The organism is Campylobacter concisus (genome assembly GCF_002913765.1).
Lineage (GTDB): Bacteria > Campylobacterota > Campylobacteria > Campylobacterales > Campylobacteraceae > Campylobacter_A > Campylobacter_A concisus_BB.
Window position 1 is genome coordinate 1 of sequence record NZ_PPCH01000021.1, and the last position, 18,414, is coordinate 18,414.

At 32.9% G+C, this 18,414-nt stretch carries 21 protein-coding genes and 1 pseudogene; 14 read left to right on the forward strand and 8 right to left on the reverse strand.

Annotation, left to right across the window (positions count from 1 at the left end):
- The 4 genes from CYO89_RS05700 to CYO89_RS05715 all read left to right on the forward strand — a co-directional run.
- On the forward strand, positions 1-1,792 hold a 1,792-nt coding region (locus CYO89_RS05700; RefSeq protein WP_103597489.1), incomplete at its 5' end, for a relaxase/mobilization nuclease domain-containing protein.
- Between the two features lie 122 nt (positions 1,793-1,914).
- Positions 1,915-2,163: a type II toxin-antitoxin system HicA family toxin gene (locus CYO89_RS05705; protein WP_103597491.1), complete on the forward strand. Its 249-nt coding sequence runs from the start codon at positions 1,915-1,917 to the stop codon at positions 2,161-2,163.
- Positions 2,164-2,270: 107 nt separating this feature from the next.
- Positions 2,271-2,636: a type II toxin-antitoxin system HicB family antitoxin gene (locus CYO89_RS05710; protein ID WP_103597493.1), complete on the forward strand. Its 366-nt coding sequence runs from the start codon at positions 2,271-2,273 to the stop codon at positions 2,634-2,636.
- A gap of 453 nt (positions 2,637-3,089) precedes the next feature.
- Positions 3,090-4,055: a replication initiation protein gene (locus CYO89_RS05715; RefSeq protein WP_103597495.1), complete on the forward strand. Its 966-nt coding sequence runs from the start codon at positions 3,090-3,092 to the stop codon at positions 4,053-4,055.
- 50 nt (positions 4,056-4,105) lie between these two features.
- On the opposite strand, the gene CYO89_RS05720 is transcribed toward CYO89_RS05715, so the two are convergent.
- On the reverse strand, positions 4,106-4,795 hold the full coding sequence (locus CYO89_RS05720) for a helix-turn-helix domain-containing protein (protein WP_180997665.1): 690 nt from the start codon (positions 4,793-4,795) through the stop codon (positions 4,106-4,108).
- Between the two features lie 416 nt (positions 4,796-5,211).
- Between CYO89_RS05720 and CYO89_RS05725 the strand changes: the two genes are divergently transcribed.
- The 8 genes from CYO89_RS05725 to CYO89_RS05760 all read left to right on the forward strand — a co-directional run bounded on the left by CYO89_RS05725 (position 5,212) and on the right by CYO89_RS05760 (position 12,507).
- Complete coding sequence (locus CYO89_RS05725; RefSeq protein WP_103597498.1) at positions 5,212-6,228, forward strand: hypothetical protein; 1,017 nt, start codon at positions 5,212-5,214, stop codon at positions 6,226-6,228.
- A gap of 97 nt (positions 6,229-6,325) precedes the next feature.
- Entirely contained in the window at positions 6,326-8,080 is a 1,755-nt protein-coding gene (locus CYO89_RS05730) for a response regulator (RefSeq protein ID WP_103597501.1), read from the forward strand.
- Between the two features lie 104 nt (positions 8,081-8,184).
- Positions 8,185-8,748 (forward strand): spore coat protein CotH, encoded by a 564-nt coding sequence (locus CYO89_RS05735; protein WP_087579356.1) that lies wholly within the window; start codon positions 8,185-8,187, stop codon positions 8,746-8,748.
- Complete coding sequence (locus CYO89_RS05740; protein ID WP_012000895.1) at positions 8,748-9,035, forward strand: hypothetical protein; 288 nt, start codon at positions 8,748-8,750, stop codon at positions 9,033-9,035. The genes CYO89_RS05735 and CYO89_RS05740 overlap by 1 nt, the downstream gene beginning before the upstream one ends.
- 25 nt (positions 9,036-9,060) lie before the next feature.
- Entirely contained in the window at positions 9,061-9,618 is a 558-nt protein-coding gene (locus CYO89_RS05745) for a hypothetical protein (RefSeq protein ID WP_012000884.1), read from the forward strand.
- A gap of 53 nt (positions 9,619-9,671) precedes the next feature.
- Entirely contained in the window at positions 9,672-10,871 is a 1,200-nt protein-coding gene (locus CYO89_RS05750; RefSeq protein WP_103597503.1) for a Cj0814 family flagellar-dependent secreted protein, read from the forward strand.
- Between the two features lie 263 nt (positions 10,872-11,134).
- On the forward strand, positions 11,135-11,635 hold the full coding sequence (locus tag CYO89_RS05755; protein WP_103597504.1) for a hypothetical protein: 501 nt from the start codon (positions 11,135-11,137) through the stop codon (positions 11,633-11,635).
- A 56-nt stretch (positions 11,636-11,691) separates the two neighbouring features.
- On the forward strand, positions 11,692-12,507 hold the full coding sequence (locus tag CYO89_RS05760) for a cell surface protein (RefSeq protein WP_103597506.1): 816 nt from the start codon (positions 11,692-11,694) through the stop codon (positions 12,505-12,507).
- 12 nt (positions 12,508-12,519) lie between these two features.
- Here the strand turns inward: CYO89_RS05760 and CYO89_RS05765 are convergent, their stop codons facing one another.
- The 7 genes from CYO89_RS05765 to CYO89_RS05795 form a co-directional block, all read right to left on the reverse strand.
- Complete coding sequence (locus CYO89_RS05765; RefSeq protein WP_103597513.1) at positions 12,520-13,113, reverse strand: C39 family peptidase; 594 nt, start codon at positions 13,111-13,113, stop codon at positions 12,520-12,522.
- Between the two features lie 4 nt (positions 13,114-13,117).
- Entirely contained in the window at positions 13,118-14,227 is a 1,110-nt protein-coding gene (locus CYO89_RS05770) for a Cj0814 family flagellar-dependent secreted protein (protein WP_258032539.1), read from the reverse strand.
- 55 nt (positions 14,228-14,282) lie between these two features.
- Positions 14,283-14,699, reverse strand: a complete 417-nt coding sequence (locus tag CYO89_RS05775) for a hypothetical protein (protein ID WP_103597508.1) — start codon at positions 14,697-14,699, stop codon at positions 14,283-14,285.
- Between the two features lie 79 nt (positions 14,700-14,778).
- Positions 14,779-15,633: a hypothetical protein gene (locus CYO89_RS05780; RefSeq protein WP_103597510.1), complete on the reverse strand. Its 855-nt coding sequence runs from the start codon at positions 15,631-15,633 to the stop codon at positions 14,779-14,781.
- A 10-nt stretch (positions 15,634-15,643) separates the two neighbouring features.
- Positions 15,644-16,450, reverse strand: a complete 807-nt coding sequence (locus tag CYO89_RS10590; RefSeq protein WP_223228987.1) for a hypothetical protein — start codon at positions 16,448-16,450, stop codon at positions 15,644-15,646.
- Between the two features lie 7 nt (positions 16,451-16,457).
- On the reverse strand, positions 16,458-17,093 hold the full coding sequence (locus CYO89_RS05790) for a hypothetical protein (RefSeq protein ID WP_009295425.1): 636 nt from the start codon (positions 17,091-17,093) through the stop codon (positions 16,458-16,460).
- A gap of 185 nt (positions 17,094-17,278) precedes the next feature.
- The gene (locus CYO89_RS05795; RefSeq protein WP_012000893.1) at positions 17,279-17,536 is read right to left on the reverse strand and encodes a hypothetical protein; all 258 of its coding nucleotides are present in this window, start codon (positions 17,534-17,536) and stop codon (positions 17,279-17,281) included.
- Positions 17,537-17,915: 379 nt separating this feature from the next.
- On the opposite strand from CYO89_RS05795, the gene CYO89_RS05805 reads away from it, so the two are divergent.
- Positions 17,916-18,233 (forward strand): plasmid mobilization protein, encoded by a 318-nt coding sequence (locus CYO89_RS05805; protein ID WP_035170240.1) that lies wholly within the window; start codon positions 17,916-17,918, stop codon positions 18,231-18,233.
- Positions 18,223-18,414, forward strand: a pseudogene (locus tag CYO89_RS10470) (mobilization protein); the annotation flags it as partial. The gene CYO89_RS05805 and the pseudogene CYO89_RS10470, both read left to right, overlap by 11 nt.

The window sequence follows — 18,414 nt, forward strand, 5'->3', positions numbered from 1 at the left end:
TGAACGACAAGAACAAGGTACAGCACGAGTCTTAAAAGGTAATGAAGCACAGACTAGAGCTATTATAAGTCAAATTCACTACAAGCAAAAAACAACCTTTGGAGTGTTGTCGTTTGCAGAAAAAGCCAGTGACATAAGCAATGAAACAAAGCAAGAGATTATAAAAGACTTTGAACGACATCTACTCGGTGATTATATGAAAGATCGAGTAAATATTCTTTGGGTAGAGCATAGCGATAAAGATGGACGACTAGAGCTAAATTTTCTAATCCCTAAAATTGATCTAGTGAGTGGTAAAAGTTTTAACCCATACTATGATAAGCGTGATCGCACAAATATTAACTTATGGAAAAGAACTATCAACGATGAATATAATTTCATCAGCCCAGACGATCCAAAAAATCAGTATAACCAGAACCGTCACAAAGCTACGATAGAGCAGCACAACACAATTATAGAATTAGACAATCAATTAAAAGATCTTGTATCACAAGGATTAATAATAAATCGCACGCATCTAATAGAGCTTTTAAGCTCTAGTGGCTACGAAGTTACAAGGCAGCCAAAAAGTGGCATAAGTATCAAAATACCAAATCAAAAAAAACCATTTAGACTAAAAGGAGGCATCTACAGTGCAGAATTCACAGACCTTAAAGGACTTAGCGAACTCGGCGAAAGCCAATCAAGACGAATTCAACAATACGCTAATAGAGATACACAAGCAGAGTGTATCGCAAATAGAGCAAGACTTGAAAAATTCATATCGACACGAGATAAACGAAATCAAAAACGATATAAAGAACAGGCTATCTCCGACAATATCGCAAATAGCGAACATAAGAAGCGAGATAATACAGCAAGTTACTCCAAGCTTAACGGAAAAAATATTCAATGGCTTGGTGTTATCAATCGCAATGATATCTCTATGCCTAGGATTTTTAGCGTGTTTCTGGCTCAATCGGACAGAAATACAATATTATCAATCAGAGAACGAGAGATTAAGAGAAGAGAACAAAGTGCTAAACGAGTGGCAAATTCCAGTGAATTATCGAACAGAACAAGCCAACAAAACAACTGGCAAAGCAGAGAGGTATCTAGTGTTGCCACCACAAACACTATCACAGATGAAGGACGGAACTCAATATTTACAACTGAATTATGGAGGTCTGTAAATGACGGCGTTAGAGACCGAATTATTGAACGAGATAGAGAGATTGCAAGACGAAATTCTGAAATTACAGGACGTGATAAAGAACAAGCAGAACGAAAATATAGAGCTGCAAGGAGCTTACGAGAATTTGCGCAAAGCGAGAACGTCTCTATATTACAGCGACTTAGCAGAGAAATACAAACAAGAGCTAGAGAATATATTATTAACACACAAGAACGAACTAGACAACTTAGACAAAGAGCAGAGCGAGATAGGGAATATCAAAATCGAATTAAATCAGCTCTTAGAGAATGGCAAGAACGAATATTTAATAGCGGAATATCACAAATTAGAGAACGATTACAAAGTTTTGCAAAACAATTATATCTTATTGGAAACAGAGTTATTGACAATCAAAGAGACACTAAACAAAAGCTTGGAGGATATGGAGAAGTTGTTTCAGGAAGCATACAACGAATTAACAACCAATATGGCGGAAAATTTAGAGAAAGCCTGGAAAAGCAAACTGCAGCAGCTATTACCACTTGTGGATATGAAATTGAACGAGAGCTAAAAAAGCCTGAAAGGCAAAGGATGGTAGAGATTATCCGTCAAAAAAGACGTTTAACAATAGGAATGTAGTATTTGCTATTGCATAAAAACTTATAAGATTATGCTTAAATATTTTTAATACACACGTTTTGATTTGACATTTTAAAATACATACGATATAATAATACTATAAATTAAAAGAAGGAGGGAATATGCCCTATGAAGACCGCGTTGATAAATTAGTTAAAAAGATTAGAAAATCTATAAAAAATGTTAGGTTTGATGATCTGAAAAAGATTTTAGAAGCAATCGGTTATGATTGCATTAAAAGAAATGCAGGTAGCCATCATACCTTTAGAAAAGAAGGTCATTTGCCTATAGTAATACCAAAAGCAAATCCTGTCAATCCAGCTTATGTAAGAATAGTATTAGAAGTGTACGATAATCATACGAGCCTTTAAAAAATTTTACAATACCTATAAAGTGTAGGTATTGTAAAAGCCTATATATTTTTATAGGTTTTTACAATACTTAGATGAACAACATACAAGGTAAAGAGGAAAATGTTATGAAAAAAAATAAGGAGTACTACTTAAATTTACCATACAAAATGGTAATGGTAAAAATGCCTAATGATGAAATATATGGTGGTCAATATGAAGCACACTATGCAGAATACCCAACTGTTATAGGTGTTGGAAAAACAAGAATAGAGGCAATATCTAGTTTAGATGAAGCCTTTGGATGCATGATAGAAGATTTGCTTTCAGTAGGAGATGATATAATAGAACCTATTGTAGAAGATACTAAAAAAAGAGTCAATATTTTAATATCTGAAAAGGTATTAGCCGCTATTGCAAAAATTTCTAGCAATCGGTCTTTCTTTTTAGAAAAAGCTGCACAACATATTATTAACAATAAAATTACATTATAAATTATATGTAGTATACTTTATTTTTTATGTATTGAGAAAAAGCTGCGTCTGAAAAAAGCGGAAGATTAAATTCATAATATTGTTTTTTATGAACCAGAAATTTATAGACTGAATTTCATCTTAACATAAAAAATTTATTATGTTTTGATTTTTCTTAAAAGAGCTTTTGAATTTGATATAAAAATAAATTTGAAGAATTTGTAGGCTAAATTTATACCCTAAAATAGGGGCTTAGAATGCAATAATTATCCGCTCTTTGTAAGCAATTATCCTTTCTTTGCAAGAGAATTATCCGCTCTTTGTAAGCAATTATCCTTTCTTTGCAAGAGAATTATCCGCTCTTTGTAAGCAATTATCCTTTCTTTGCAAGAGAATTATCCTATATATTATTATAAAGTATAATTAAAGACACTAATAGTATAATTTCATTCTGAAACCACAAAAAAGAGCGTTATGAAAAATCGCAATATAATCGTTCATAGTGATAAAATAACAAAGGGTAGAAGCAAGCTTAATCTCTCTGAAATGAAGGTTTTTTTGGCCACTATTACTACGATCGATGCCAAAAATGACGATGAATTTAAAGAAATTACACTTGATAGGCAAGATTTTTGTGAAGATACTAATTTAGATTTTAGAACTGTAAAATCGGTTTGTAGAACACTTTTGAAGCAGGTCTATGAGATAGAAACCGAAAAGGTCTGGGAAGCATACCCTATTTATCAAGTTTTTAAATACGACAAGGATACAGGAGAAATCAAATTTAAATTTAATGACTATATGCGCCCATATTTATTAAAAATAGTTGAAAGTTTTACAAAATACCAAATTAAAAATATTATCAATATGACTTCTAAATATTCAATAAGGATATATCAAATTCTAAAAGATCTGAGAAATATAACAAGGCAAAAAGAATTTGAATTAGAAGAGTTTTGCGATTGGCTAGAAGTCCCAAAAAACAAAAGGCGTTGGGGAAATTTACAGTTTGATATTTTAGAGTTGGCCAAAAAGGAAATAAATGAACTGACCGACATTAAAATACTAGGCATATATCCTGAACGCAAAAAAGGAAAAAAAGTCTTATCGTTTAGTATAAAATTTATCACCTCTGAGGAACTAGACAACCTAAAACAGCTTGGTGGAGATGAAAGCTATTTAACTAATGCTGGACTAAGAGAGATCGAGATTTTTGATAGAAAGCTAGTTAGCTTTAACGATAAATATGTGATGATTGATAGCAATATAAGGAGAATTCTATCTACAAGCTCCGATGAAGGAAAAATTAGGGTTCTTTTTTCAAAAACAGGAACAGATATAAATTTCTTTTGGTTTAATACAATTAAAGACCTTGAAATAGCTGTTAAAAATGCAGAGACTATAAAAGATACAGAACCTACACTTTTTGATATTAATTAATCTATAACTATGTTATATATGTTAATACAATATATAACATATATAACATATTATCTAAAAATACTTGTATCTATATTAAATCTAGCTTTGACAACTCCAATAATATTTAACTGAATTTGTTCTTGTGGCTCAATAATGATATCTTGGTAAAAACTATTTAGTGATGTTAGTTTAATTATCTTTTGTATTGGATCAAATAAATATTTTTTTACATATAAACTATCTTCCAAGATGGCAATTACAATATCTCCATTTTTTACAGTTTCATTTCTATCTACTAAAATCATATCATTATCTTTTATAAAAGGCTCCATACTATCACCCATAGCTCTTATAACATCATATTCTCTTACAGGAACCTGTAATATTTCTTTTAAAAATTGTGCACTTATGGGTATTTTTTTGGCTACGGTGTCATCGTTATACGAGCCATATCCAGCACTTGCTCTAACATTATCATAAAAATTAAGATAGATTGTTTTAGTTTCGGCATCTCTTGCAAGCCTACTTATGTTGTATCCTATCATCGAGCTTTTGGTATTCAAATTAAAGTAGTTAAGCGGAAGACCAAAACGTGCAGTTATTGCATGTAATATAATCTCTCTAGGTTCAATATCCCCATATTCATAACTTTGTAATGCTCCATATGAGACACCAATTGCTCTAGCAAATTCTTTTTGACTCATACCTTGGCTTTTCCTTAACTCTCTTATTTTATCGCCTATTTTTTGAGTAATCATAAATATACACCTATTTTTTAAGTTAATATCTTGACTAATACACATTATTGGAGTATAATGTCAATAACAATTTAGGTATTATATCTTAAAAATACATAAATATCAAGTTTTTTATGTATTTGGCATGTGTTTTATCTAGATTGGAACATAAAAAATAAGGAGGACAGCATGTAAAATATTTAATATAAATTGGATATTAAAAACACACTGTCAGATAATTAAAGCAATCCAATTATAGTGTGCTGCAAATTAATATTCAATTAAAATCACTCATATCTTACTCATTGTTTTTAGGAGGAAAAAATGAAAAAGATAGTTTTTCTTGTTTTAGTTGTGCTGAACATAATTGGTTGTAGCACTTTAATAAGTGTTGGAGATAATAACTACAACACACATACTATAAAAAAGGATTTAAAATGAAAATTTTTACAATATTAAGAAATATTTCAGTAATGGTGGCTTTAAGCTCTCAGGCTTTTGGATATGTGGCTATGCCAGGAGAACCAAACATAAATAATGCAAGAGATGCACTTGTGCCAATTTCAAGTGGTAGTTCTAGACTTTTTACAATCTTGGTTAATAAAAGCCAAAATGATCCAAGTCTAGATTTTGAAAATGCTTCTAAACTAGCAGATGATGATTATTTATGTATAAGTGGTGATAAAAAAGTTAAATGCAATGCTTTAACATATTATGAGACTACTTTATGGTCATCGAATAGTGTAGCCGCCAAGATAGAGCTTAATAGTAATATTCTTGAAAATCTAAAAAAAGATAATAAGAAAATTGTTTTTTTAAATAGGATTAATCATGGACGAGCTGGAGATCCCTTAAGAAATGATAAGCCATTTATGAAAGTGTATATTGATAAAAATGGTTATTTAAATGCTGAGTTTACAAGATTGACTGGTGGACTTAGCCAAGCAAGAACAAGCGAACCAATTCCAACAGATGAACCAGTATATATTCAAGCCAATGAAATGGGTGAAGCATATGAAGTTGGTTGGAAAGGGTTAGTCAGCAATAAAACTTCTTTCGGTAAAAATGGCCATCAAGTATCGCCTATAGATAGTGATCAAAATGCAAATCCAAAACCTTGGGTTGAGCTAGGATTAGACAGTAACGAACAAGATGATCTAGATATGAATGATGTTTATAACGGCCTAAAAGTACATAGCCTTTTAAACGTTAAAGACTACTTTTGGAGTTATAAGGTTGATATGTTTTCTTATATAAATAAAAATACTACAACCATGCCAGTTCATCAAAATAATACGCAATTGAACCTGGATATGAATCTAGTTTATAAGATATTAAACGATCTAAGGAATCCTGATCAGAATGACTCTAACCTGAATTTTAAAAACGATACATTACGTGTTTATAGCGTTCCTGGTACAGGAATTGTTGCTGATATCAGAGAAAAACAGTAATTCTTACAGCGAGAGCCATTTTGGCTCTCCAGCTCCCATACTACTAAACATTTTTTATATTTGCCGATATAAGATATATATTTTAAAAGGATTTAAAATGAATATATCACCAAATTTAGAGCCCATAAATATAAATTTACCCAAAGATATGATCTATTCAAGGGTTCTTCTTGGCGTAGATAGAGTGCAAACTTTAGACAATACAAATTTAAAGTCTGAGCTTAAAGACATCGCTACTAAGCTTATCTCAAATAGCACTTACTCTATCATCCAAAGCGCTAGCACCAGTGGCGTGAAGTCAGAGTATGCTAGAGCAGATAGTGGGGCAAACGATGCTTTTTCTTATGTGGATATACAAAGAAGAAACTGGGACAAAAAGGACTTTGAAAACAAATATCTCTTTGGCGAAGATGCCTCAGCGCTAAGGAAAGTGGATCAAACTAGCACCTATTTTTCATCTATAAATTCAAAAACTCCCATTAAGCCCATTGCTGCAGCAGATACTAAATTTACAAATTTAAATGACTATGCCTATGAAAAAACGATAAAAACTTCGCGAGGTGATGTGGAGGTCTTTTTGGATCTTTATAACGATAATGACAAACTAGGCATAGGCAAGCTAGATGCAAATGGATTTTTATTTAACTTTGATAGCAACAAGGACGGAGTGATAAATTCTGGTGATAAATACTTTGATAAGCTAAAAGTTAGAGGCTACGATAAAGACGGAAATGAGAAAATTTTCAAACTAAGCGAAGTTGTAAGCGAGATAAACCTTAACGACTTTATCAAAAAAGATATTAGAAATTTAAGCCATGAGGCTATGGACTTTGCTAGCAAAAACACGGTTGATTACAGAGTTAGTTTAAATAACTCAAACCCTTATACTCTATTTTCAGCCGAATATCGCTACCAAAAGATAGACAAAGAAGAGACTAATAAATTTTTCAAAGACCATGCAGACCAAGACGGCTGGGTAGATCTTAGGGATAATAAGATATTTAACGAAGAGAGCGGTTTAAACAACTTTGCCTATGAAAAAGTTGGCTTTGACGGCAAGAAAAAGCTTAGCGAGTTTAACCCTATCATAAAGCCTTCTGGGCCTAAACAAGATGAGAGCTTTTCATACGCAGGCTATCAAAAAGATAGCTTTATGAAATTTTATAACGACTACCAAAAAGAGTCTAGCGCTCACAGCAAAGATGTAGAGTGGATAAGCAAAAATTTAAAAGAAAATGATGTAGAAGACGCAGATGATCTCATCTCAAAGCTAAAAACCACAAAGTCATCTTATATGATCGCTATGGAGAGTGAATTTGAAAAGGCAACTGGACTCGAATTTAACCTAGAAAATTTAGAAAGAGTAAAGCATGCTTTTGAGAGTGATACGAGCAAGGCAGCAGCTGCTCTAAAGGACACAGACAGCGTAATAGCTATGAAGCTAAACAAAAATGGCACGATCACGCTTAAATTTGATAGCGGAAGAGAGCTAGAGGTAAAAGAAATTTATAGTGACTCTGGCAAGCTAATAAGCAAAGATGACAAAGATAGTAAAAGAGCAAGTATAAATTTAGATGCCAAAACCATGAATGATGTAGAGTTAAATAGACTTGACTTTAAAGATATAGGCATAAAGCAAGATGAGAAGATATCTAGCCTAAAAGAGCTTGGGGCAAAGCTCGTTAAAAACCTCTCTGATAAATTTACAAGTAAATTTCTAATCGGACTTGAAAACGGCAAAAGCATCACCACTAAAGAAATTTACAACATCACCTACCTTGAAAACGACCTAAAATTTAAAGAACTATCTAGCAAAGATAGGCTTTATAAAAAGGTAGATACGAGAGTGTAAAAGCATAAAAACAACTGTTTTATTTATAGTATATGTTTTATATTATATTAACATAATTATCATATAATATGTTTTTAACATATTATATGATAAAAAGGATTAATATGAATTTAGCAGTTTTACAACTAAAGGGTGGGGTTGGAAAGACACCGCTTAGTTTTAGTTTGGCTAAAGATCTTGGACTAAAATGGCAAAGTAATGATGACTCTGTGGTGCCACAGTTTTACAAAGATGGCAAAATATTAGATAAGTGCATTTTTGAACCAAATACTATGTATGACTTTGGAGGATTTGCCTCGGCTGGAGTGCTAGAGATACTAAAACATTGTAGTATTGTTATTGTTCCCATTACTTCTAATCCAAATTCCATTAAAAGAGCAGCAAGCACCATATCGCAGATCAAACCTCTTGGCTGCAAAACACTAGGTCTTATAACAGATGTCTCTTCTCAAAAAGAGCTAGAAGAAACAGTAGCAATGATAAAAGCTGCTAATATAGCTTGCACAAAATTTCTTATTTTAAAAAGCTCTAAAATATTTGAAAATGCTATGACAACTGGACTAAGTTTTTTAGAGCTATACAATGAAAGCAATCTCTCAAAAAGACAATATCAGTCATTTATAGATATGTATCAAAAAGTCGTTAATTACATAAAGGATAATAAATAATGGCAAAATTGAATTTAGATCTTACAGAGATAGAGCTAAACGAACTAAGCACGGCAAGCTTTCAAGAACAAGACGAAAAGCAAGAAACTAAAAAAACTGGCGGCAGACCAAAAAGTGCCAATCCTGCCGACAAAAGAACGACAATGTTTTTGTCTAGTGAAGAGCTGGATTTTTTAGACGAAATGGGACATATAACCAGAACAAATAGAACCCAATATCTAAGATCGATCATCAGAGAAAAAATGGAAGATTTTAAAAGTAAAAAAGCAATAAATATGCTAAAATAAAACAATTTTTTAACAAGGAGTTTAAATGGAAAAGCTATTTAAAGTTGCGCTAGCTAGTGCTTTAATGTTAAGTGGTGCCTTTGCAAATGATTTGCTTTCTAAAGCTACAAATGGGGCCGCAGATAATAATTCAGTTGGTGTGAAAACACTAAATAGCTTGGATCTAGAGCAAGTTAATGGTGGGTATAGCATAAAAATTTATAATCTTTCAAAAACACAAAATTTTTCTCAAGCCGTAGCACTTGTTAATTTTTCTCCATATGAACGAGACAACAAGGTATCTTGTGGGCTTAACATGCCAGATGGTTGTTCTGGTGGATACTATGCTAAAAGTAATTTTCAAGAAGTTATGAATCAAGTTAATTATAGCAATGATGAATACTTAGGTGTTGTAGCAACAAAGGTGAATAAGCCTTATGGCTTTGGTAGCATTCCACAATATTCTTACTCTGTTGCAGCCTTTAAAAATGTAAATGGCCAACTTATGAGACTAAAAACCATAACAAACAAACCATATATAGCAAACGAACTAATAAATTCAAAAGCTGTTAGAAATCAACTAACTATGAGCCTTGGCTTTTAATTGAGATTGCAACCCTAGTTTTAACTAGGGTTTTATTTAAGAAGGATTTGAAAATGTTAAATGGACTTAACAACAACACATATACACAAAGCTATAAAACAAGCATAAATTCTAAGCAAGCGGCAAGTCTTAGCACAGCCACCAACCAAACTAGCTCTCTAGTTTTAGGCTACAAGGTAGATAAGGATGGCTACTTTACAGATGAGTTTAATAAGCAAGCTGGCATACCAAGTGATTATAAAATTCACTCAAGCACGCTGGAGTCGTTAGTAAGGATAGAGACGCAGTCTGACTATATGCAAAGGACTTTTGATAGCATCGACATACTAAAAACTGTAAATAATGCCTACAAAATCCTCTCCCAAGTAGTTGGCGAAGACACACTAAACTCAAAAGATAGCTTTAGCTTAGATGAGATAAGAAATTTCCCTCAAGGCTTTTCTTATAACCGCCAAAGTATGCAAGTAACCAAGATCCATAACTCCATTCATGAATTTGGCTCGGCTGCGGCTGATTTTAACGGCAAAGAGTCAAATAAGCAGATGATAAGCACGCTTTTTTTCAACCCAAGCTTTAAAGGAGGAGACGGCAGACAGCCACTAAAGCCAACAACAGATATCTTTAACAACAACAATGGCGGCAAGGAGAGTGTGGGAAGTGGTGTATTTATGGATCCGCATGGAGAGAAATACACTAATAAAGATGGCTCAATAACTAAAGGCGGACTTATAGCAGCCGTTATAAACAACAACCTTGATGTAAGAGAGGGCGAGACAACAGCACAAGGCAAAAGAGAAGGCTATGATAAGAGCGTAGATAGTAAAGAATTTAATAGGGCATTTGAGCTGTTCGAGCTTATGGGCGAGATGAAATTTGGACCTGGCTTTATAAATGCTACTGATAATGACATAGCTGGCATGCCTAAATATATGCAAGACTACATCAGATCTAAAAGAGACTTTGTCTATATCGACTTAGAAAGTGGCTTTGTCAGCACTCCTGAAGATAGGCGTAGGGGATATGAAGAAGACGAACTCTCATTTAAAAAGATGATGGAGCATAATCTAAAAATGCTAAAGCTACTCTTTGGTGAGATAGACAAAGATGGTAAAAAGAGCAAGGACTTTATGGATAGCTTTTTGAAATTTAGCATGCCATCTTTAAATTTAGTAAAAGAGCTAAATGAAAACCCAGCTGGAAAATACCTAGTAGATATGCTTGGTATAAAAAAAGATGTTGATATAAAGGCGTAGTAGTAGAAATTAGTTATTTTTTTTAAGTTTTCTCTATTTAAAAACAAATTTTTGCCGATTTCTTAAGTGATTTTTCTACTTTAAGCAATAGAAAGCTTAAGATGATCGTTTTGTATATGTAGAGATGCGGCAAAATAGGCGTTTGTTAAAAGTTGTATTGAAAAGTAAGATTTTCATAGGTAAGTTTTAAAAGATAATAATTGATATCAATTAAAACTAAATTAGTGCTATAATTATTATAAAACTTTTCACAGGAGGAAGTTATGTTTAAAGTTCTTAAAATAGCCATGATTGGCGGAATTTTAGTTGCAGGTGCTAATGCTGAAGATTTTCTAGCAAAGGTTACAGCTGGTGCTTTGAGTGACATCTCTAGTAATGTTAAAAAACTAGATGTCACAGGTATGAGTGAGGTTAAAGGTGGGCTAGAGCTAGTAAGTCCTGAAAAATTCTCATATAATGAATCTGGGGCATACGCAGTAATAGAAGAAAACAAGGACAGCAGATATATAAAAGAAGAATATAAGCAAGGATTAGGCGCATATAATCTCCCTGGTTACCACCTCGCATATACTGTCAAAAGAGAGATAAAGTCTAGTCGTTATGGTAGATATCCTCTTTTTACTTACAGTGCAGCAGCATACAATGAAAAAACCAAGGAATATCATAAAATTTCTAGTAGTTTTGTATTAAATAACAATGCTGTTGTTAGACAACTACGAGACGCTTTTAAAAGAAGAATGGAATCTGACCTAGGTGGTTGGTAAAAATTTAAGTGGCCTACAAATTTTATTGTAGGCCACTAATTTCAAAGGAATTGAAAATGATAACTAGCATAAACGGACTTAGCAATACACCAATACAAGATAATACTATCAAAAAAGAAAATGCAATAGAAAATGTAGCCAAAGAAGGCAAGCAAGACAAAAACGCTACCAAAGAAAAATTTGACTACTCAAAGAATCTTTTTAAACCCTGGAGCGAAACTATAAAAGAATTTATAGATATAGACAAAAGCAAAGAGGGCTGGATAGCAGATACTATAAATCGAATTGATAATATGCTGTCTGATTACACCATTCAAGAAAGACGAGCTTTATCAGCAAAAAGAGAACCAGAAAATATGGAAGAATTTAGAGTTCGCGAACTCCAAGATTACATGGACTGGTTGCTTACAAACTCTATAGACGGCAAACCAACCATGATGGGCAAACTAATAGGTCTTGGTACAAAAGAAGAGGAAGATGAACTAGATGCTTTTATGGAAACTATGTCCTCTCTTTATCCAAATAATAACAAGGAGTCGCTTAGTCTTTTAGATAGAACTGATCTAAGCATAGATGAATTTAAAACATTATTTGCCAAAGCAAGAGAAAAAGCAACAAAAGATGTTGAAGAACAAAGAAAGCAGATAATCAAAGAAGAACAAGAATACAATGCAAATTTTGCTAAAGAGCAGGCTGAGAAGAAATTTAAACCTATGCAGGTTAAGAAAAAGTATGAGACCTATGATATAAACAAGGATCAGAAATTTCTCTTTGCAAGAGAGCTTTTAAAATTTAAAGAAAAAAGAGGCATAGACGTCTTAGAACTTATGCAAAAGATAGATAAGAAGCAAATTTTAAATAAGATGGCTTGATGGATAAAAAAACTAGAGCTTATCAAATAGTGCTTTATTGTCTATAGGCAAGTCGAGCTTATATTCTCTATGTATATCGTTCTTTGGACCAAGTATTAAGACATAGCCCCCTTGCTTATGTTTATCCCATATATTATAAAACTGATCCTTTGAACTTATATATTTGCCGTAGCTTGGATCAAGGATAGTTATAAAATCGCCTTGATGATTTATCACAACCACAAAATGGGGAAAACGAGGATCATCCTCTATCTTTACCAGGACTGGCAAGTTTATCTTTTCAAAAGTAGCACGATCAAGCTGATAACCCTCAGAGTCATAGGATAGCTTAGCAGCAGCTTGCTTTAACTGCAAAAAACTCACCATATCGGTATTTAGTTTTTTATCGCCTTTATCCATCTGCTCTAGGACGTCTTTTTCTGTTATGATTTTAAAATCAAGCGTATTAATAAGTGTTGCTAATGATGCTGCACCACAAGACTCTTCATAGTTTTGCCTGATTACATCTTGATTTCTTAGCTCCTCGTATGATCTAACAGCAAAACCAGCATAAAGTGGCAAAGATGCCACCGCTGCGCAAAAAAATAGTTTTAGAATTTTTGCCAAAATTTTATACATATGTTTTAGACAACCTACCTAACTTCTCACTCCAAGAATTTGCTAGAGAATTTATATCTTCGCTAGTTGGCTTAAATTTCTCATATTCGTTTGAGGCAACACTTTCTGCGCTAATGTTCTTTGATCTTGCATACATCAAAAGCGTTAGCTCTTTAAGTCTTTCTTTTATGAGCGCTTTTATGCTCTCGTTGTCCTTGCCCACCTTTTCAAAATCCACAAAGTACTCTTTATGCTCTCCAGTGCTTGAGATATCATTTAAGGCAGCACTGCTCAGCTTAGTCTTTGCACTATCACTTGGCAGTGGTCTAGAGCTGCGCAAAAATCCCATAAAAAGAGCCTCTTTGCTGTAACCTTCATCTGCTTGATATACCGACATATCAGGGTTAAAGCTAAACTCATCACTTGCTTCGCTCATCGTAAAATCAACCTCTTTTACTATGAGCCTAACGCCTGCACTTGAAAGCTCTTTGCTAAGAGATTTAGCGCTATTTAGCTCATCAGTGCTAGAGTAGATATTTGAGATAGTAGAGTTTGATAGATCTTTTAGCAAATGTCCTTTGGCATCATAGCGAGTGCCTTTTGTACTGTAGCCTTTTGGTAGTTTGCCTATATCTGCAAGGGTGTAGCTCTTTTTATCATCACCTAAAGCAGAGGTCATTTGATCAAATAGTCTGTAGTAGTGCTTTATGGTGTCAGCCATATCGATATTATCAAAGATCTTTATCTGCTCGTCTTTGCTCTTGATGCGGTTTAACACATGGTTGCGCTCGGCAAATCTACTAAGCTCATCAAGTGTGCTTTTGTGGATTTTAAAGTCCTGCGGTAAGCTGGCTGCTTTATTAAAATCAGCTCCCATAAAGCCAGCCTTATCTACTGTGTAGCCATAAGCTTGAAGCTCATTAAAATTTAAAGAGATAAGGCTACTTGTGCTTGCTGAGACAAAGGTATTTTGAGTGGGCCTTATCTCTTTTTCTGCCTCATTTTTTTTGGACGTTTTTTTTAAGACTTCGTCAAATCCTAAAGTATCATTTTGATTGTGACTTTGGGTTTGGGATCTAAATGTTGTATTTATATTATTATTTAGTAGGCTTACTTTGTTCATCACCTTAGCTCCTTTGCTTTGAAAGCGTGAAGCAAAATTTATGCCATATTTTAAATTATTTTCCTAATTGCGCCCTAAATTCATCTACCATTTTATGATATTGTGAGCCTATATAAGTACCTCTCTCTTTAGTAGTTAAGTCATATGTATTAATATAAAATTCTTGTTTGCCATTAACTTGCCTTGTCATAGCCAATAATATTTTATTAGTAGATGAGCTAGGTAAAACTAAGGTATCTTTATCGTCTTCTAATACTATATACGCAAAAGAAGTAACACCTCCATAAAAATCAAAAGAAGGATATCTATAAAAGTAATATCCACCTTTTATATCTATCATATCGTTATCGCTTAAAGCTTTTATTTCACTGTTATTAGCGGCTCCGTTTGTAGCTAAATCTAATAGATCTTTTGCGTTTGAGCTAGCAACTAGTAAAATACTTAACAACACAACCTTAAAAAGACTTCTCATTTTAACTCCTTTAGTAAAATTTTTAATTTTATTTAAAGCCTAAATTATCCGAATAATCTTTCTTACACAATTATAGCTTTCAAAATTTTTGCCAAATGCTAATACCAAATATGCTATCAGGTGCTGCACTAGAGCCACCCATACTAGCAGATATAGATATAGAAGTGTCATTACTAAAACTATAAGTAGATCCTACGCTATACGTTGGAATAGATCTAAGATTTGTAGTTTTTCTATCATTTATTTTATTTGCTGTTTGAAATCTCTGCTCGATGCCAAGATCAAGCGTGATCTTTGGGCTTAAAACAATAGACAAATCTCCACCAAAGAACACAGTATTGCCATAGTTTAGCTTCGCAAAGTCGAATTTTCTATCTGCGTTGTAGCCAAATCCAGTATATATGCTATAAATTACTGGATCAGAATATCCTTTTAGGCTGCCTTTTATTGAATAAGACTTAAAGCTAAAATTTTTACTCTGTCTAAGCGCACTCTCTCTTTGATAAAGTGCTGTCTGAAGAGTAAGCATAGGCACTAGCTCGCCAATTCTATCTCCTCTATAATTTACCCCTAGCCACACAGAATCAAACTGAGTTTTGCTCTCACTTTTTGGCTCTAGGGTAAAATAATCCATATACTCGCTTCTCTTGTAACTTCCGCTAAAAGACGTTAAAACATCTAACTTTGAAGTAAGAGCATACATAAGAGTCTGGGTAAGAGTTAGCTGTTTTGTGTCATCCCAAACAACTGGATCACCATTTATCACAAGATTTGGAGTGCTTGTGTATACGTTAGGATTGCCACTGCTAAGCAAAGACAAATTTGTAACACTTCTTAATCCAACCTGTTGTTTATAAAGGCTATCTATCGTGATAGGATCTGATGCTAATGCAAGAGTAGTGAGTAGTGAAGCTAGAAGTAATGATTGTTTCAAATTTAGTCCTTTATGCGATTTTATCTACTTTTGTCTTTGCAATTTTTTCTAAAATCTCAAATATATTTTTGCCATTATCAAATTCGGTTTTTATAAATTTATAAAATTCTTTAAATTTTTCATCGGCTTGTATATCATAAGTTTTAGATTTTTTGGTTATTTGTATGGGTTTAAATTTTTTTTCTTTTATCTCGTCTTTATCCCTTTGAATTTCAATCTCGTTCACAACATTCATTGTTTCTTTTGCAAGATCTTCATCAAGCTCTACCCCAAATCGCTTCTCAAGAGCAAATTTGGCCCATTTGCCCTTAAACTCATCAATACTCATATCACTATCAAGCAATTCAGCTGTTTTACTTCCGCCGTAAGATATAAAAGAAAGGATATTTTTATTAGCAAATTGATCTATAAAATCATCAACACTAAGTTTTTCACTATTTAATGTATCTTTTTTAAATATCCCTTTTGGTTCAAATGCTGGGTTTTTCTCAAGTCCCAATACACCACTATCATCTATAAATTTTTTAAGCTCCCTTATATCTTCTTTTGAGATAGTATTATCATACCCCATAAGTTTACCAATAATGCTTACTTTTGCTTCTTTACCATTTGTAAAACCCGTAAGTGGATAAGCATTTCTATCATGCACCTTTGCTCTATTTGCATCATCAAGCTTTAAATAATCAGATGCCTTCAATTCACCTACTTTATCATTATAAATCTCATTAATGTTTTGAAATTTAAATCCCATCGCTCTAGCGATATTTTCATTGGAAAGATCAAAAAGAGGTGACGACAGATTAGAAATTTGCATCATAAATATCCTAGTAAATTTTTAATCCGCCAAGTTGTTTTTCTAAATTCAATTGCGTATGATCTCTAAGTTCTTTTACTATTGGATTTTCTAAATTTGCACTTGAGCTTATCGGATGTATGGTTGCATCTTTTAAATTATATGCTGCTGTTTGATACGTAAAATATGTATATTTTTTTCCAAGGTTTGAAACACCTATATTTCTTTTAACAATAAAAGCTAAAAGAAATCCTTCTGATAATTTATACTCACCTAGCGCTTGAGCATATTGAAGTAATCTCATTTTATTTTTTTCATAGTGACTAAAAGTTGCATCATTCTCATAGCACTTATTTTCATTATATCCACATAGCCCTCTTGTAGCATCAGGATACAAATAAAGTAGTTTCTTGCTTTCCTCATCTCTATAAGCACCTAATTCAAAAGCATCATTTGGTATTGCTATTGTAATACCTATATTCAAACGTTCAATTACATCTGAATACACTAAGTATCCACCCTTAACATTTTTCATTTCATTATTGTTTAGGGTTTTTACGTCACCTTGACTAATAGCTCCATTTGTAGCTAAGTCTAATAGATCTTTTGCGTTTGAGCTGGTAAGCAGTAAAACACTTAATAGTGTGGTTTTAAAAAGACTTCTCATTTTAATTCCTTTAATAATTTTGATTTTTGTAAGTTAATATCGACTTTTTAACAATTTTATTTATATCTTTATCCATCAAATGCTTTAAAATTTAAAAAAAATCTGGTGTCTTTTTGCCACTCTTATGCCAAAAATAAGCAACTACGAAGCTTACAAGCAATACCAATGGCACTACTAAACTAATATCATTCATTATTTAATTCCTTATCTAGTTCATCAATCTTTTGCGTCAGGTCACTAAATTTTAATAAATTCATCCCAACTCCAAATCCGAACACAAAAATCAAAATCAGTGAAATTATAACCAAAAAATCAACATTATTATAATGAGAAGATATAAAAGCCCAACATCCAGCTATCCCAGCAGAAAATACTAAAAGTTTGCTTTTTACTATATCAATCTTTTTGGATAATAACTCAATCTTTAATTTTATCTTTTCCAAAAATTTTCCTTTTTGTGTGAGATTATACCATAGTCTAAATATTATTTGCAATCTATTCTAGTTATGCTATAATGCTTCATAATAAAATGCTGGGCGAGCATACCCCTTGTATATACAAAATCCTGACGGTTTTGTATATACTGCGGGTGCTCGTAAGGGGGAAAATCCCCCTTAACCCCCTTTGTAAAGAGCTGCTTAGGAGTAGTAAAAATGAGTAGATTTCAGTATCTTAATCTTGCTATATTTTTTGGATTAGGATTCTTTTTGTATGGATTTATTTTTGTGAAGTATCACTACAAATTTACGATCTTTTTTGGGTTTTTAGGTCTATTTTGGGGTGGCTTAGTGGCATTTCTTATTCTAATGGCATGGAATGATGATGAAAGAGAATAAAACAATAACCAAAATTTTAAGATTAACACCTAGCGAAAATGAAAAAATTCAAGACAAGCTTGATAAATTAGGTGGGGTTACATTTTCAAAATTTGCTATAAATTCGATGCTTTCGCGACCACTTACAAAGACACCAATTACTAAAGAACTAATCTTGGAGCTATCGAGACAAGGAAGTAACCTAAATCAGATAGCAAGGAGTTTAAATCAAAACAAGAGTCTTGATCGAGTGGCGCTCTCATTAATAAATCAATCACTGGAACGCTTAAATGAACTATATGAGATATTGAGCGATGATAGTTAAATTTTTACCAACTAGAGACGGTGGCGGACTTGGCAGCGTAAATTATTTGCTCAATGAACGACAAGAACAAGGTACAGCACGAGTCTTAAAAGGTAATGAAGCACAGACTAGAGCTATTATAAGTCAAATTCACTACAAGCAAAAAACAACCTTTGGAGTGTTGTCGTTTGCAGAAAAAGCC

Bases quoted from the DNA above. Each gene is read 5' to 3' on its own strand.
- CYO89_RS05705 (WP_103597491.1), top strand. From the start codon at position 1,915: ATGCCCTATGAAGACCGCGTTGATAAATTAGTTAAAAAGATTAGAAAA.
- CYO89_RS05710 (WP_103597493.1), top strand. From the start codon at position 2,271: ATGAAAAAAAATAAGGAGTACTACTTAAATTTACCATACAAAATGGTA.
- CYO89_RS05715 (WP_103597495.1), top strand. From the start codon at position 3,090: ATGAAAAATCGCAATATAATCGTTCATAGTGATAAAATAACAAAGGGT.
- CYO89_RS05720 (WP_180997665.1), bottom strand. From the start codon at position 4,795: ATGATTACTCAAAAAATAGGCGATAAAATAAGAGAGTTAAGGAAAAGC.
- CYO89_RS05725 (WP_103597498.1), top strand. From the start codon at position 5,212: ATGAAAATTTTTACAATATTAAGAAATATTTCAGTAATGGTGGCTTTA.
- CYO89_RS05730 (WP_103597501.1), top strand. From the start codon at position 6,326: ATGAATATATCACCAAATTTAGAGCCCATAAATATAAATTTACCCAAA.
- CYO89_RS05735 (WP_087579356.1), top strand. From the start codon at position 8,185: ATGAATTTAGCAGTTTTACAACTAAAGGGTGGGGTTGGAAAGACACCG.
- CYO89_RS05740 (WP_012000895.1), top strand. From the start codon at position 8,748: ATGGCAAAATTGAATTTAGATCTTACAGAGATAGAGCTAAACGAACTA.
- CYO89_RS05745 (WP_012000884.1), top strand. From the start codon at position 9,061: ATGGAAAAGCTATTTAAAGTTGCGCTAGCTAGTGCTTTAATGTTAAGT.
- CYO89_RS05750 (WP_103597503.1), top strand. From the start codon at position 9,672: ATGTTAAATGGACTTAACAACAACACATATACACAAAGCTATAAAACA.
- CYO89_RS05755 (WP_103597504.1), top strand. From the start codon at position 11,135: ATGTTTAAAGTTCTTAAAATAGCCATGATTGGCGGAATTTTAGTTGCA.
- CYO89_RS05760 (WP_103597506.1), top strand. From the start codon at position 11,692: ATGATAACTAGCATAAACGGACTTAGCAATACACCAATACAAGATAAT.
- CYO89_RS05770 (WP_258032539.1), bottom strand. From the start codon at position 14,227: ATGAACAAAGTAAGCCTACTAAATAATAATATAAATACAACATTTAGA.
- CYO89_RS05775 (WP_103597508.1), bottom strand. From the start codon at position 14,699: ATGAGAAGTCTTTTTAAGGTTGTGTTGTTAAGTATTTTACTAGTTGCT.
- CYO89_RS10590 (WP_223228987.1), bottom strand. From the start codon at position 16,450: ATGATGCAAATTTCTAATCTGTCGTCACCTCTTTTTGATCTTTCCAAT.
- CYO89_RS05790 (WP_009295425.1), bottom strand. From the start codon at position 17,093: ATGAGAAGTCTTTTTAAAACCACACTATTAAGTGTTTTACTGCTTACC.
- CYO89_RS05805 (WP_035170240.1), top strand. From the start codon at position 17,916: ATGAAAGAGAATAAAACAATAACCAAAATTTTAAGATTAACACCTAGC.